At 48.7% G+C, this 14,517-nt stretch carries 14 protein-coding genes; 8 read left to right on the top strand and 6 right to left on the bottom strand.

What is annotated here, in order from left to right; translation table 11 throughout:
* The first annotated feature begins 300 nt into the window (after positions 1-300).
* The 5 genes from pcnB (at position 301) to panC (ending at position 4,710) form a co-directional block, all read left to right on the top strand.
* Complete coding sequence (pcnB, locus tag OEY58_07015) at positions 301-1,632, top strand: polynucleotide adenylyltransferase PcnB (protein ID MDH5325197.1); 1,332 nt, start codon at positions 301-303, stop codon at positions 1,630-1,632.
* 20 nt (positions 1,633-1,652) lie between these two features.
* Positions 1,653-2,162, top strand: a complete 510-nt coding sequence (gene folK / locus OEY58_07010; GenBank protein ID MDH5325196.1) for a 2-amino-4-hydroxy-6-hydroxymethyldihydropteridine diphosphokinase — start codon at positions 1,653-1,655, stop codon at positions 2,160-2,162.
* A gap of 50 nt (positions 2,163-2,212) precedes the next feature.
* Entirely contained in the window at positions 2,213-2,866 is a 654-nt protein-coding gene (locus tag OEY58_07005; protein ID MDH5325195.1) for a deoxynucleoside kinase, read from the top strand.
* Positions 2,867-2,971: 105 nt separating this feature from the next.
* Positions 2,972-3,796 carry a 3-methyl-2-oxobutanoate hydroxymethyltransferase gene (panB, locus tag OEY58_07000; GenBank protein ID MDH5325194.1) on the top strand — a complete coding sequence of 275 codons (825 nt, stop codon included), beginning with the start codon at positions 2,972-2,974 and terminating at the stop codon, positions 3,794-3,796.
* Between the two features lie 62 nt (positions 3,797-3,858).
* A complete protein-coding gene (gene panC, locus OEY58_06995) occupies positions 3,859-4,710 on the top strand; it encodes a pantoate--beta-alanine ligase (protein MDH5325193.1) in 852 nt (283 codons plus the stop codon).
* A 65-nt stretch (positions 4,711-4,775) separates the two neighbouring features.
* Here panC and ppc read toward each other — a convergent pair whose 3' ends face one another.
* The gene (gene ppc / locus OEY58_06990; GenBank protein ID MDH5325192.1) at positions 4,776-7,574 is read right to left on the bottom strand and encodes a phosphoenolpyruvate carboxylase; all 2,799 of its coding nucleotides are present in this window, start codon (positions 7,572-7,574) and stop codon (positions 4,776-4,778) included.
* 296 nt (positions 7,575-7,870) lie between these two features.
* Here ppc and OEY58_06985 point away from each other — a divergent pair, with 296 nt between their 5' ends.
* Complete coding sequence (locus OEY58_06985; GenBank protein ID MDH5325191.1) at positions 7,871-8,095, top strand: RND transporter; 225 nt, start codon at positions 7,871-7,873, stop codon at positions 8,093-8,095.
* Positions 8,096-8,201: 106 nt separating this feature from the next.
* Positions 8,202-8,393 (top strand): DUF2892 domain-containing protein, encoded by a 192-nt coding sequence (locus OEY58_06980; GenBank protein ID MDH5325190.1) that lies wholly within the window; start codon positions 8,202-8,204, stop codon positions 8,391-8,393.
* 70 nt (positions 8,394-8,463) lie between these two features.
* Here OEY58_06980 and OEY58_06975 read toward each other — a convergent pair whose 3' ends face one another.
* Positions 8,464-9,570 carry a 3-deoxy-7-phosphoheptulonate synthase gene (locus OEY58_06975; GenBank protein ID MDH5325189.1) on the bottom strand — a complete coding sequence of 369 codons (1,107 nt, stop codon included), beginning with the start codon at positions 9,568-9,570 and terminating at the stop codon, positions 8,464-8,466.
* A gap of 498 nt (positions 9,571-10,068) precedes the next feature.
* Here OEY58_06975 and OEY58_06970 point away from each other — a divergent pair, with 498 nt between their 5' ends.
* Entirely contained in the window at positions 10,069-10,335 is a 267-nt protein-coding gene (locus OEY58_06970; GenBank protein MDH5325188.1) for a cold-shock protein, read from the top strand.
* A gap of 28 nt (positions 10,336-10,363) precedes the next feature.
* Here OEY58_06970 and OEY58_06965 read toward each other — a convergent pair whose 3' ends face one another.
* Genes OEY58_06965 through ccsA form a run of 4 tightly spaced genes read right to left on the bottom strand, consistent with a single transcriptional unit; the run spans position 10,364 to position 14,477 of the window.
* The gene (locus OEY58_06965; protein ID MDH5325187.1) at positions 10,364-11,254 is read right to left on the bottom strand and encodes a carbon-nitrogen hydrolase; all 891 of its coding nucleotides are present in this window, start codon (positions 11,252-11,254) and stop codon (positions 10,364-10,366) included.
* 17 nt (positions 11,255-11,271) lie between these two features.
* Entirely contained in the window at positions 11,272-12,330 is a 1,059-nt protein-coding gene (locus OEY58_06960; protein MDH5325186.1) for an agmatine deiminase family protein, read from the bottom strand.
* 28 nt (positions 12,331-12,358) lie between these two features.
* A complete protein-coding gene (locus tag OEY58_06955) occupies positions 12,359-13,651 on the bottom strand; it encodes an HlyC/CorC family transporter (GenBank protein ID MDH5325185.1) in 1,293 nt (430 codons plus the stop codon).
* A 16-nt stretch (positions 13,652-13,667) separates the two neighbouring features.
* A complete protein-coding gene (gene ccsA, locus OEY58_06950; GenBank protein MDH5325184.1) occupies positions 13,668-14,477 on the bottom strand; it encodes a cytochrome c biogenesis protein CcsA in 810 nt (269 codons plus the stop codon).
* Positions 14,478-14,517: the final 40 nt, after the last annotated feature.

Below are 14,517 nucleotides of genomic sequence, written 5' to 3'. Positions count from 1 at the left end.
AAGACAGGTGTGTTCTTGTGCGCTTTGCCCACATTTTGCGTCCAAGGACGTCGTTCTGAGATTCACTTTGCGGTAGAATAGTCTATAGTTGGTCTGGAAGAACAATAAACCTAAGTGGCTGATGTTGCAGGAAAGAAGTCGTTGGACACTGAATGCGCTCAACAGCCCAAACCCCAACCTGGGGAATAAGGGAATGAAGGAACCTAGGGCCAAGCTGCCAGCCCATAGCTTGGATTTATTTAAGGATAAATTTGCCTTGTGCACTAGAAGGCGATTTGTTGCGACATATTTGTTACGCCGTTGAAAACAAAAGCAGAAGAATTTTCCCACAAGCCGCTGATTCTCCCTCAGGAATCTCATGAGGTTGTGTTGAATCACATAAGTAACTCCGCATTGAAGGTATTGCATCGTTTGCATCAAGCCCATTACGACGCCTATATTGTGGGGGGCGGGGTGCGCGACCTGATATTAGGTGAAGTGCCCAAGGATTTTGATATTGCCACAAATGCCTTGCCGGAGCAGGCTCATCGAGAATTCAAGAACAGCCGTCTTATCGGTCGTCGATTTCGCTTGTTGCACGTGCGTTTTGGACGCGAAATTATAGAGGTGGCAACGTTTCGGGGGCATCATTCCGAGATTGACGATCCGGAAGGTGATCACGCCTTGGTGGAAAACGGCATGATTGTTCGTGACAACGTCTTTGGTAATATGGAGCAGGATGCCTGGCGCCGCGACTTTACTATTAACTCCCTTTATTTTGACGTGCGTAATTCCACGGTAGTGGATTACACCGGTGGTTTTGAAGACCTCAAAGCCAAAATGATTCGTATCATCGGTGATCCGGAACAGCGCTATGTGGAAGATCCCGTTCGCATGCTGCGTGCAATTCGTTTCGCCTCCAAGCTCAACTTTACCTTGGCGGCGGCAACAGAAGCCCCCATTGAAAAGTTGGCATCCAAGCTCAATGCCGTGGCGCCACCGCGTTTGTTTGAAGAGGTTTTGAAGTTGTTTATGAGTGGTAATGGTGCCAGGGCTTTTGATTTGAGTTTGCACTATGGTTTATTTGCACCGTTATTTCCGCAGACCTTTGCTTTGCTGGGTGATGTCAGTGGTGTTACATCGCAGGATTATCAAGGCAATTCTGTGTATCAACTGATTCGTAATGGATTGATCAATACCGACAAGCGCATCGCCGAAGGCAAGCCCGTCACTCCGGCGTTTTTGTTTGCGATTTTATTGTGGGAACCGGTGCGGGTGATGGCCCTGCGCTTGCAAACCAGCGGGATGAGTTTGATGCAGGCGTATACAGTAGCCGGTTCTGATGTGGTACGGGATCAATGCGAGCATGTGTTTATTCCCAAGCGGTTCAGCTTGCAGTCCCGGGAAATTTGGAGTTTTCAATTAAAGCTGGCCAATCGTGCCGGGCGTCGAGCTTTTCGGGTTTTGGAACAATCCCGCTTTCGGGCGGCCTATGACTTTTTGCTGCTGCGAAATCAATCCGGGGAGTCGGATTTGCAGGAGTTGGCTCAATGGTGGACCGAGTTTCAGCAGGAGCCGGAGTCGCGTCGTGAAGAAATGGCGCGCCAGTTTCAACCCCCGCGGCGGCGGCGGCGGCGTAAAAGAAAACCCTGAATCGCTCAACCACGAAAGCTGTGAACGCCCTTTGTTTTATTGGTCTTGGGAGTAACTTAAACCAACCGGTCCGACAGTTGCAGAGTGCAATGGATGAGCTGGCAAGTCTGGCCCATTGTAAGCTGGAAACGGTTTCCAGTCTCTATGGCAGTTCGCCCATGGGGCCACAAGATCAACCCGATTACGTGAACGCAGTTGCAGCATTGCGCACTCGCCTCAGTCCTTTCGATTTGCTCGTTCAGCTACAAGATTTGGAGCAGCGACACGGTCGCCGCCGGGATGGTCAACGTTGGACCGCCAGAACCCTGGATTTGGATATTTTGCTCTATGGCGATCAAATAATAAACACAGAGAATCTATGTATACCCCATCCGGGTTTGGGGCAGCGAAATTTCGTACTATATCCCCTGCAGGAGATATCACCCGGTTTACAAGTGCCCGGTTTGGGGCCTTTGGCCGGCTTAATCGCTGGTTGTGCTAAGGGCGATCTGGTAAAGTTGCGGGAAGTCGGGGATGCCTCAGACCAATAACAACACCTTGAGGCATAAGCGTATTTCTTTGGACAACAGGGTTTTGCAGTATGAGTCAGAGTGAAACCCCTCGCTACATTGTGGTGGAAGGGCCCATCGGGGTTGGTAAAACCAGTCTCACCAAACGTCTTGCGGAAAGTTTACAGGCGCAAACTTTGCTGGAGGCTGCTGAAGAGAATCCATTTTTGGAACGTTTTTACCAAGACCCCAAACAAGGCGCACTGCCCACACAGCTGTTTTTTTTGTTTCAACGGGCGCGCCAACTGCAGGAGCTGCGTCAGGCCGATATGTTCACCCCGGTCATTGTGGCGGATTTTATGATGGAAAAAGACCGGCTCTTTGCTGAGCTGACTCTGGACGATCACGAGTTGCAACTATACGATCAAGTGTATTCCAATCTGACCTTGGATGCGCCCAAGCCCGATTTGGTGATTTATTTACAAGCACCGGTCAATGTATTGATTTCACGAGTGCAGAATCGCGGTCGCCGAGTTGAACAGTCTATGGATCCGGAGTATCTCGAGGGATTAGCGGATACGTATACGCGATTCTTTCATTACTATTCCGATACACCCTTGTTAATTGTCAATGCGGCAGATATCGATCTGGTGAACAATGATGCGGAATATGAATTGCTATTACAGCGTATATTGCATACCCGCAGTGGGCGTCAGTACTTTAATCCATTACCGTTTGATTCCTGACGTTTCATGGTTGCGAAACCAATATCCTGATTCCAGTGTCAAAAGGTAGATACAGAAACCGAAATTCCAAGACTATATATTCCAAGGCCACAAACAGAGAAGACCGTGTCAGAACAATCTCAGAAAAAACCCGTAACCCCCGTCACTTTGGCTACGCTACGCGCCATGAAGCAGAACGGAGAGAAGTTTACCTGCTTAACAGCCTACGATGCCACGTTTGCGCAAGTCCTGGAAGCGGCAGGCATTGAAGTGTTGTTGGTGGGGGATTCACTGGGGATGGTGATTCAGGGGCAGGAAAGTACTTTGCCCGTGTCGATGGATCATATGGTATACCACACCCAAGCGGTGAAACGGGGTTCACAAACGGCTTTGCTCATGACCGATATGCCTTTTTTGAGTTATACCTCGACGGAGCAGGCCCTGGAAAACGCCGGACGCATTATGCAGGAAGGTCATGCTCACATGGTGAAACTGGAGGGCGATGCTCGCATTCTGGACAGCATAGTGGCCTTGTCACGTTATGGTATTCCCGTGTGTGCCCATATAGGATTGTTGCCGCAATCGGTATACAAACTGGGCGGCTATCGAGTGCAGGGTCGAGATCAAGCCGCTGCGGCACAATTACTGGAACATGCCCAGCGTTTGCAGGATGCCGGGGCGGATATCTTATTAATGGAATGTGTCCCTGCGTCTTTGGGGCAGCAGATAACGGAATGCCTGGAGATTCCCACTATTGGCATTGGAGCCGGTCCCCATTGTGACGGGCAGGTGTTGGTGTTACAGGATATCCTGGGATTGACCCAAGGATTGCGCCCGCGTTTTGCCAAGAATTTTCTGCAAGGTTGCGACAGTGTGCAGGCTGCGGTGGAAAACTACATTCGGCAGGTGAAAAGTGGCGAGTATCCAGCGCCGGAGCACTGTTTTAAATAGGTTCCGGATGTTAGTTTCGAGAAGGTAATCACTTTAGGGCAGTTACAGGGTATACGGTCATCATGCAATTAATTACCGACGTTCAAACCTTACACGTCATGGTTCGAGACATGAAAGCCCACAATCATACGGTAGCTTGTGTGCCGACGATGGGTAATTTGCATGAAGGGCATTTGGAGTTAGTGCGTCAGGCCAAAAAAGCCGGCCATAAAGTGGTGGTAAGTATTTTTGTTAATCCATTGCAATTTGCCCCGGGGACGGATTTTGAATCCTATCCGCGCACGCTGGAACAGGACCAAAACCTGCTGACACAACACGATGTCAATTTTTTATTTGCACCGGATGTTCGGGAAATCTATCCGGGAGACTTGGCGCAGGTTACCAAGGTCGTCGTACCGAATCTGTCCGATATTCTTTGTGGTGAGTTTCGCCCGGATCATTTTGCCGGTGTGACTACGGTGGTGGCCAAGCTGTTCCATCTGGTGGAGCCGGATGTGGCTTATTTCGGTGAGAAAGACTTTCAACAGCTGACAATTATTCGGCGTATGGTTAAGGATTTGTGTTTTCCTATCGACATTCATGGTGTGCCCACGGTGCGTGAAAGCAATGGCCTGGCGCTCAGTTCCCGTAACCAGTATCTGTCACCACAACAAAAACAAACCGCCGCAGTCATTTACCAAATGCTGAGCCATATTCAAGAGCAACTCTCGCAAGGTTCGCGTAACTATGAAACCTTGGAAAAAGAAGGCATGCAACGCTTAAACGATGCCGGACTCAAACCCGAATATGTGAGTATTCGTCAACAAGAAGACCTCGGTCTCCCCGATACACAATCCACCGATTTGGTTGTATTGGCCGCCGCTTGGTTGGGGCCTGCACGGCTTATAGATAATGTGAAATTATCTTTGTTGTAACCGGGTTAGTTGCCCAACCCGGTGGAGTTTTACCAAGCAATTTTCTGTGTTTTGATATATAAATCTTAGCCGGTATTTCTCATGCCCGCAGCAATTCCGTTGATGGAACGCAGCAGCGGGTGTAACCATTTCTCTTTTTCTTCCTCGCTAAGGGATTCATCGCGGAAGCGTTTTAGCAAGGTGATTTGGATATGGTTTAATGGGTCCAGATACGGATCGCGTCGACTCAGTGACAACGCCAGGGTGGGGGTTTCTTGCAGAAGAGAGTCTGCGCCGCTGATTTCCAATACCTGTTTGACCGTTCGGTAGTATTCATCGACAAAGATTTGGTAGACGCTGGTGCCGGTGGCTTCATCTTCGCACAGTGTGGCGTACTCTTTGGCAATGCCGGGTTCGGCTTTAAACAAGGCCATCTGGGTGTTGCTCAACATGGAGCGGAAAAAAGGCCAGTGGTTGTACATGTCTTTGAGTTTTTGTTCGCACTGCGGATCTTTTTGCCGACAGGTTTCCAATGCGGTGCCGATGCCGAACCAGGCCGGCAAGGTATGACGAGATTGGGCCCAGCCAAAAACCCAGGCGATAGCACGTACTGAGGATTTGGAGCGGTCCGCTTTGCGTCGGTGCGAGGGACGTGAACCGATATTCATCAATCCGATTTCATTTACCGGTGTGGCTTCATAAAAGTAATCCAAAAAGCCCGGCGTTTTGTCCGTTAGCGTGCGATAGGCGTTTTCACCCATATCGGCCAGGGATTTCATATAGCGCAGGAAATCCGGGTTTTCGATGCGGGTCGGTCTTATTAAGTTACAGCTGGCCTTCATCAGGCCGGTAATACCCATGCCCAGTTCATAGACCGAGGTGTCCACTGTGCTGTATTTGAACGACAGAACTTCGCCTTGTTCAGTGAACTTGATCTGCCCGTTAACGGTGCCTTCGGGTTGGGACAAAATGGATTCGTGAGTAGGGCCGCCGCCACGACCGATGGTACCACCGCGGCCATGGAACAAACGGCATTGTACGCCCTTGGAAAGCGTCAATTGAGTGACCCGTTTTTGTGCCTCATATAAATTCCAGGCTGCAGCTACTATACCGCCGTCTTTGCAGGAATCTGAGTATCCCAGCATCACTTCCTGTAAATTACCTGCGCTTTGCAATAAGGACGCATAGGTTGTGTTGTCCAGTAAGTCGGACATAACCGGTTCAATATGCGCCAGATCTTCTATGGTTTCAAACAGCGGAGCCACCGTTAAGTCGCAGAACCAGCCATTGTCATTCTTGCCTACCATGCCGGCTTGGTGCGCCAGCGCCATCACTTCCATGACATGGCTGGCAGCGTGGGTCATGGATATGACATAACTGCCGAAACAATTGGGACTGACTTCGCGACGCATTTGCGCCATGACATCGAAGACGGCCAGAGTTTCCTGAGTCAATTCTGACAGCTGCGATTTATCAATGTGACTGGCCGGTTCCCCAATGGTTTGCGCCAGCAGGCTCAAGCGCTGAGTTTCGTCCAAACTGTTGTAGTCGATTCCTTGCTGTTGATACAGTTCGGTGACGGCGTCACTGTGGCGGGTGGACTCCTGACGCACGTCCAAATGCAGCAAAAAGAAACCAAAGCATTCCACCAGGCGGATCAGGTCTTTTAATTCTTTGTCGGCGGTAGCGCCATCGCCGTGACCGTGCAGAGATGCATGGATCAGCTTGAGATCGCTGAGAAACTCGTTTTCGTTGCGATATTTGTATTCTTCCACCCGTGGGCGGGTTTCTGTGCGGCCATCCAGTAAGTCTCGTATTTCCAGCAAATTGTGCTTAATGCGAGTTCGTATGATGACCAGTTTGCGTCGGTACGGTTCGTTCTCGAACCGTTCCGGTTTGGAAGAGAACGCTCTCTGGTAGTATTTTCGATCTGCTTCCAGGCTCTCCATCAGTTCTTGGCTTGGAGTGCACAGCTTGCTGGAGTGGGTCAGGGTGCCAATGAGGTCGTTTAGACGTTTGGAGTACTCCGATAACACGGCGCGGGATTGCAGTCGAACCGCCATCACCGTGGTTTCGGGTTTTACATTGGGGTTGCCGTCTCGGTCGCCGCCAATCCAGGAGCCGAAGCGCAGAAAACTGGGTACGGTGATTGCGGCTGCCGCATCGCCATAAACGGTACCAATGGCGTATTCCAAATTGCGAAACGTTTTCGGGACCGCTTCGAACAAGCATTCATCAAAATAATCCAGTCCGTAAGTAATTTCGTCGCGTACACTGGGACGGCTGGACCGTACTTCGTCGGTTTTCCATAAGGTTTGAATTTGTGCCTTTAACTCACTCAAGCAGTTTTCATAATCGATTTTACTCTGTGCGTTTTCATCCAGGCAGTTGTTAGCGACAGAAATCCGGCGCAGTGCATCACGAATGGTGCGGCGTTTGGATTCGGTAGGATGGGCAGTCATAACCGGAATATATGCCAGTTTGTTCAGGATCAGCTGCAATTGTTCGGCACTGACATTATCTTGATGTAATTGACGTAAGGTGTGGGTATAGGATCCTACCCAATTGGGTCCGCTTTCCATAGATTCGGCTTTGCGGGCGCTGTGTAAATGGGCTTCTTCGGCAATATTCAACAGGTTGAAGTAGCTGCTGAAGGCGCGGACGACATGGCTCAGCTGCTGCGGTGATAGTTTCTCTATGATCTCATTTAAGCGCTTGCGTTCCGCAGGGTTGTCTTCGGACCGTAATTGAATAAACCCGGTACGTAAGGACTCAATGGCATTAAAGACTTCTTCGCCTTCCTGGCTGCGAACCACGTCACCCACCAGGGTTCCCAACAATTTAACGCGGCTTCTAAGAAATTTATCTTGTGCACTATCAATCATGAAACTAGAATCCTGTCCCCATAATGATCCCTTCGCTACCGATTTCGGCGCGGGGTCATAATAGCGTTAATAATATGATGTAGAATGCGTAATGCTATTCATGCTTCTATTACAACAGCGGTGCGTCAATGACGGTAATCGCCAATCGAGCATCACGTTATATTTTTTTATTGTTCGCATTCCCAGCATTGGAAAACCGCCCATTATACCTTGTTTCAGATAATTTTCACCGTATCAGTGAAGAGCGGCGGAGTATTTTGTAATCCTTTGTTTATTAATGAAAAAGAGGTGGCTTCATGCGTTGGCTTGACAAGATTCCTTTATTACCGCTAACGATTGCGGCGGTTTTGCTGGGCCTGGCTCCGTTAAAACCCCAGCCCCATTTGTGGGAAAAACTGCAGTTTTTAATTCAGGGTACATTGACAAAACCCATTGATATATTTGATTTATGTCTACATGGCAGTTTGTTGGTGTTACTATTTTTAAAGTTGTTACGCCTATTCCAAAACAAGAGAGGCTGAATTTCCGGTTGCCACAATGGCGGCTTGCGGTACAATCCCTCCGGTTAGATTGGGGTACACCAGAATGGGTCGGGATTGCCTTGGCTATCAATGAGGAGTGAAACAGATGAATAAAAATATTGGTACGTTGGATAAAGTATTTCGCATCGTGGTCGGTGCAATTCTGATCAGCCTGGTGTTTGTGGGGCCGCAGACCGCCTGGGGTTGGATTGGCGTGGTTCTGGTGGCTACAGCATTGATTGATTTCTGCCCCCTATATCGAGTGGTGGGATTCAGTTCACGTAAGAAAACGGTATAGCCGTTCTTGGATTGCCGAATTGCTTGGTCGGTGGTTTTTCAACCACCGGCGTTTTTCCCGCAGGCTATTCTCAGACCTTGGCGCGAGTGCAACGTTTTTCGTAAGCCTCTCTGGCAATATGGATATCTGCCACGTAGTGGGGTAGTTCTTCCAACAGTAAGGCCTGAGCCCCGTCAACCAGGGCGCTACCGGGATCGGGGTGGAAGTCCACTAAAATCATATTGGCTCCGGCAATCACCCCTTGGGCGGTGATGTGAAATATATCCAATAAGCCGTCCGGTGCTCGCGCCCGGGTACCGGCTGAGTGCGATGGGTCAATACAAACCGGCATGCGCGTGAGTCGTTTTACCACCGGCACATGAGCAAAATCTACAAGATTTCTGTGCGGGTCCCCGGCATTGTTTTTCATTCCGCGTAAACCAAATACGATTTTGGTATTGCCTTCGCTGGCCAGGTATTCCGCGGCGTTTAATGATTCCTCCAGAGTAATGCCAAAGCCGCGTTTTAACAGCACGGGAAACATTTTCTGTCGTCCTACGGTTTTTAACAGCTCAAAGTTTTGTGTGTTACGGGTGCCAATTTGCAACATGACACCTGTCGCATGGCCGGATTGCTCCAGTGCATTACGAATTTCATCCACATGCCCTTCATGGGTGATTTCCATGGCGATTACTTTGATACCGTATTTGCCAGCGAGTTCGAAAACATAGGGTAAACATTTAGCACCGTGTCCCTGGAAGGAGTAGGGGTTGGTGCGAGGTTTGTAAGCACCCATGCGGGTGCATTGTAGTCCGTTTTCCCGGCAGGCTTTTAACATCTGTTCCACGTGTTCGCGTGTGTCAACTGCGCATAGACCGGCGAAAATATTTAAATTGTCCTGGCTGAATGTGATTCCGTTGTATTCAAATGAACTCATGCGGGCGTCATCCTGATGCCGACCTAGAATACGGTATTCCTCTGATATGCGTATTACCCGGTCGACACCGGGTAACTCTTCTAATGTCTCCAAAGCGATGGTTGCGGTTTGGCCGATGAGATAAATTTCCGTTAAGGTTTGTTGTGCACCCTGCACATCATGAACGCGAGTTTCGATGTTGGGAAACTCCGATAGTATTTTCAAAAGATTTTGATATTCTTCCGAAGATTTTTTCGTGTTAGGTTTTAGAATGACGATCATTTTGCGTTCCAGTTTAAAGTTACCATTGAGTATACGAAGCAACACCCACAAAGCATAGCGGCGGCTTAATTTTGTTAAAGTCTTTACGGTTGAGAATAACTAAAATTATAGAAGTAAGTTTCAATAAGTCTTTAGTACATAACTGCTTGCTATAAATATTAAGTCTCAGTCTAAATCTATTTAACCTTACTGCAAGCAATGTATCGGCGTATTGGTGTTATCGTGTATTTCATATATAGCAAATGAAAGCTGAGATGCTTTGTTTATAAAAATAAAAATTACGTTCAGGGACGTAAAATATTTGCAAACGTCAAAACTATTGACTAGAGTTTTGTTGATCACTAATTAGAGCTATACCGTCGTGCGTGAAAGTAGCCAAGGGGGATTTGCCAAAACAAGTCGCGGTTTGTTCTTTTACGGGGTGTAATCTAAGAGTGACATCATTGAGTGTGTTTTTTGTTTTTGCAGATATTGTTCTAAGGATAGGGGTTTATGATTATGCAGTCAGGCACAGTGAAATGGTTCAATAACGCCAAGGGTTATGGTTTTATCGTACCAGAAAGTGGTGGTGAAGATGTTTTTGTTCACTACTCAACAATTGATGGGTCGGGTTTCAAGACTCTCAAGGAAGGACAGACGGTGCAGTACGAAGCATCTGAAAGTCCGCGTGGAGTACAAACGACACGCGTGATCGGTGAACCGCTGGATGCGGCAAAGCAACAAGTACCAGCCGCTGCGGAATTGGCAGGCGAACCGGCTTCCTGACGTCACGTCCAATTTTGTAGGTTTGTAATCACGTATCACGATATCGTTTTATGATGTCGTGATAACTATCTGTGCGCCGGTCCCGGAAATATGGCCAGGATCTGCGCACTGTTTCTGTTCGCGCTAAATTCAGCGTGCAAGTCTGTACGCAACTCTTATCTTCGGAACACCGTGTTAATAGCTCACCTTGCGGTCCGGCAACAAAACTGGAACCCCAGAATTGTATGCCGTCACTTTGTTTTGATGGGTCGGGTTCATGTCCTGTGCGGTTAACCGCAATAACGTGTAAACCATTGGCAATGGCGTGACCGCGTTGTATTGTCATCCAAGCCTCTTTTTGTCTTTGCTGTTCTTCTTCTGAATCGGCACTGTCCCAACCAATGGCGGTGGGATAGATTAATAGTTCCGCGCCGGCCAGCGCCATCAGTCGGGCGGCCTCAGGATACCATTGATCCCAGCAGACTAAGATTCCCAGTTTGGCGACGGAGGTTTGTATGGGTTCAAACCCTAAGTCGCCGGGTGTGAAATAGTACTTCTCGTAGTAGCCGGGGTCATCCGGTATATGCATTTTGCGATAGCGTCCGGCGATTTCTCCGTTGGTTTCTATAACGACAGCGGTGTTGTGATACAGGCCCGCAGCGCGTTTTTCGAATAAGGATGCGACGATGACGAGTTTCAGTTCTTTGGCTAAGTCTCCCAGTAACCGGGTGCTGGGACCGGGAACGCTTTCCGCCAAATCAAAAAAATCCGGGTTCTCCGTTTGGCAGAAATACGGTGTATTGTGCAGTTCCTGCAAAACCACCAACTGAGCTTTTGCCGCTGCCGCCTCGCGTATGGCAGTGACGATTTGTTTCATATTGGCGTCCTGCGGTGTTAAGCAGGCTTGTTGAATCAAGGCGACATTCAGCTCTTGGGTCATGAGTTTATTTCCGATAGTTAATCTATATGGGTTGAAGTCAGTTGAACTTGTTGCGGCAATTGCATCGTGACGCAGTGCAAACTGCCGTATTGCAATATCAAGCTGCAGCAGTCAATGCCGACTACGTCGTGCCGGGGAAAACACTGCTGCAAAACTTGCAGTGCCGCTGCGTCATTAGGATCATTATAGGTGGGCGCCAGTACCGCCCCGTTGATGATCAGAAAATTGGCATAACTTGCCGGTAAGCGCTGACCCGATGTATCAAATACCGGTTCTGGTAAGGGTAGTGCCGCCAGCTTGTAGGGTTCACCGTTTTCCTGAGTGAAGCCACTCAACTCCTCTGCCATTTGCTTCAAGGATTCGAAGTGTTCATCGTCCTTGCGCTGACAACCCTGATAGACAATGAGACCCGGATTACAGAAACGGGCCAGAGTATCTATGTGAGCATCCGTGTCATCACCGCATAAATGGCCGTGCTGTAACCAGAGGAAACGTTGTATCCCCAGTTCTTGTTGCAGTGTCTGTTCCGCCTGTTGGCGACTGCACGCATTACGGTTACTGTTGAGTACGCTAAACTCAGTTGCCAGTAGTGTGCCCGCACCGTCCGTTTCTATAGCACCCCCTTCCAGTACAAACTCCACGCTATGCATGGACTGAAACAGCCCTGCCTTGTTCAAACAACGGTTAATCTTATTATCCAGTTGCGCGGGAAATTTATTACCCCAACCATTGAAGACAAAATCCAGGAGCTTGGCTTCTTCATCCTGCAGCACGGTAATAGGACCGTGGTCTCGGGCCCAGGAATCATTGCTGTCGCAGCAATGAAAAATAACCTGCTGCATTGGAATGTTGGCTTGCGTTAAACAGCGTTGCACATGAGCCTGATGCACTTTATCGCGGCAGACAAGCAGTAGCTTCTGGCGTAAGCAAACCTCATGAGCAATTTGGGAGAAGGTTCGATCCACCAGATCCAGTTGTTTGCTCCAGGCACCCCTGTCATGGGGCCAAGTGAGCATGACTGCAGATTGGGGCTGCCATTCCGCCGGTAAAACCAGTTTGTGATTAGACGAGTGCATTGTGGATGTTCCGGGTTACAGATGGAGTTTAGTCTTTGTCCGTATCGACGTCACCCGGTGGGGTAATTTGTTGAGGAGTGACACGGGCGGTTTTGACCATATTGTCTTTGATTTGCACAATCTCTACCGGAAATCCACTGATCAGCAGGCTGGTGCCGGGTTCGGGTATGGTTTCCAATTGTTCAAACAAGAGACCGTTGAAGGTTTTGGGGCCGTCCGTAGGTAAATCCCAGTCCATAGAGCGGTTCAACTCGCGTATGGTGGCACTGCCATCCACCAAATAAGTGCCGTCTTCTTGAGGGTGAATATCCTTAATACTGGTGATTGCTTCAGAGGTGAATTCACCCACAATCTCTTCCAGAATATCTTCCAGCGTCACCAAACCTTGAATATCGCCGTACTCATCAACCACCAGGCCAATGCGGCGTTTTTGTCGTTGGAATTGCAACAATTGTGTGTGTAGCGATGTAGATTCCGGAATAAAGTAGGCATCATTGATTAAGGGTTCCAGATCTTTTTTATCGGCGTTTTGGTCGTTCAACAGGTGCAGGGTGTCGCGCACGTGAATTAAGCCGATCGTGTTGTTTATATCAGAGTGATATACCGGCAGGCGGGTATGTTGGGTGTTGGTGAGCTGTTTTACCAGGTCGCTCCAGTTTTCATCCAGGTCCAGTCCTGTCACTTCATTGCGTGGGATCATAATGTCATCCACAGTGACTTTTTCCAGGTCCAGGATGTTGGTCAACATGGATTGGTGACGCTGTGGAATTAAGGCATCGGCTTCGTTGAGTACAATGCGAAGTTCTTCCTTGGTGAGTTGGTTAGCTTCATCCCTTTCGGGGGAGACACCAAACAATTTCAAGGTGCCGTTGGCAATAATACCAACCAACCACACGATGGGGTAGAAGATTTTCAGCAGTGGTGACAAGACATAGGTGGCGGGAAAGGCGATCCGCTCCGGGCGCAACACGGCCATGGTTTTGGGGGTTACTTCCGCAAACACTAAAATAACAAAGGTCAAAATAATGGTGGAAACAAGGATGCCTTTTTCACCCATCAAGCGCAGCGCAACTATCGTAGCAATAGAAGAAGCCAAAAGATTGACGAAATTGTTGCCCAATAAAATAAGGCCTATCAATCGGTCCGGTCTTTCCAGTAAACGGCTGGCTCGTATCGCGCCTTTGTGGCCGGTTTTGGCCAGATGACGCAATCGGTAGCGGTTCAGACTAACAAGGCCTGTTTCGGATCCGGAAAAAAACCCCGAGAGAATAATGAGGAAAATCAAAATACCGGTCAACAGACCTATAGGAATATCGTCCAAAAAGTGCTTGCTCCTGTTATTTCAACAAAACTTCCAAAACCCACTTGCTGCCGATATAAGCCAGGCCCAGAGTAACAAAACCACCCAGGGTCCAACGGATAGCGGTCATGCCACGCCAGCCAAAGCGCCATCGTCCCCACAGTAATATGGCGAACACAAACCAGGCAACAATGGATAATACGGTATGGTGGGCGACATGTTGAGCAAACATATCTTCCAAATTGATAATGCCGGTGATCAAGGACAGGCTGTGAAGAAAAAATCCCAAGCCGATCATTTGGAACAATAGGGTTTCCATGGTTTGTAACGGTGGTAATGCGCGGATGAATCCGCCAGGGTGACGGTTACGCAAGTGCCTTTCTTGTATTGCCAGCAGTATGGCATGTACCGCCGCAATACTAATGAGACTGTAAGCCAGTACCGAAAGTACAATGTGTAAGCGTAAATCTCTCGCTTGGTTTAGCACCAATACATGGTCAACGGGGAACAGTTGGTTGAGTAGAATAGCCAAGGCTGCCGCAGGGAGCAAAAATACCCCTAGGTTTTCCACCGGATTAGTGAGTGAGGCCAGTAATATGGTCAGCGCCATGAGCCAAGTGATTAATGATGCGGCATAAAAAATACCAATGTTTAAGCCCTGATCTGTCAACATGGTGTCGTATAGGATGGCGCCATGAAGCAGAGTGGCCACTAGACCGGTAATGATTAAGCCCGGCTTGGCGAAAACGGGCAAATCCTGTTTTTGACCAAAAAAACGCCAGGCCAGTAAAGTGCCCGAGATAACATAAAGGGTAATAGCGCTAAAGCTAAGAAAGGAGTTTTGCATATTTTAGGTTTTTTTTAAGTTAATATTCGAGGATTTGTCT

It is taken from the genome of Gammaproteobacteria bacterium (assembly GCA_029882975.1).
In the GTDB taxonomy this organism is placed as follows: domain Bacteria; phylum Pseudomonadota; class Gammaproteobacteria; order SZUA-152; family SZUA-152; genus JAJDNG01.
Note: the sequence above shows the minus strand (reverse complement) of the source record. Positions and strands in the feature narration are given on the sequence as shown.

Excerpts from the sequence above, each read along its gene's own strand:
- OEY58_06960 (MDH5325186.1), bottom strand. The coding sequence starts at position 12,330 with ATGCACTCGTCTAATCACAAACTGGTTTTACCGGCGGAATGGCAGCCC.
- OEY58_07005 (MDH5325195.1), top strand. The coding sequence starts at position 2,213 with ATGAGTCAGAGTGAAACCCCTCGCTACATTGTGGTGGAAGGGCCCATC.
- OEY58_06970 (MDH5325188.1), top strand. The coding sequence starts at position 10,069 with ATGCAGTCAGGCACAGTGAAATGGTTCAATAACGCCAAGGGTTATGGT.
- OEY58_06975 (MDH5325189.1), bottom strand. The coding sequence starts at position 9,570 with ATGATCGTCATTCTAAAACCTAACACGAAAAAATCTTCGGAAGAATAT.
- ppc (MDH5325192.1), bottom strand. The coding sequence starts at position 7,574 with ATGATTGATAGTGCACAAGATAAATTTCTTAGAAGCCGCGTTAAATTG.
- ccsA (MDH5325184.1), bottom strand. The coding sequence starts at position 14,477 with ATGCAAAACTCCTTTCTTAGCTTTAGCGCTATTACCCTTTATGTTATC.
- OEY58_06985 (MDH5325191.1), top strand. The coding sequence starts at position 7,871 with ATGCGTTGGCTTGACAAGATTCCTTTATTACCGCTAACGATTGCGGCG.
- OEY58_06965 (MDH5325187.1), bottom strand. The coding sequence starts at position 11,254 with ATGACCCAAGAGCTGAATGTCGCCTTGATTCAACAAGCCTGCTTAACA.
- OEY58_06980 (MDH5325190.1), top strand. The coding sequence starts at position 8,202 with ATGAATAAAAATATTGGTACGTTGGATAAAGTATTTCGCATCGTGGTC.
- panC (MDH5325193.1), top strand. The coding sequence starts at position 3,859 with ATGCAATTAATTACCGACGTTCAAACCTTACACGTCATGGTTCGAGAC.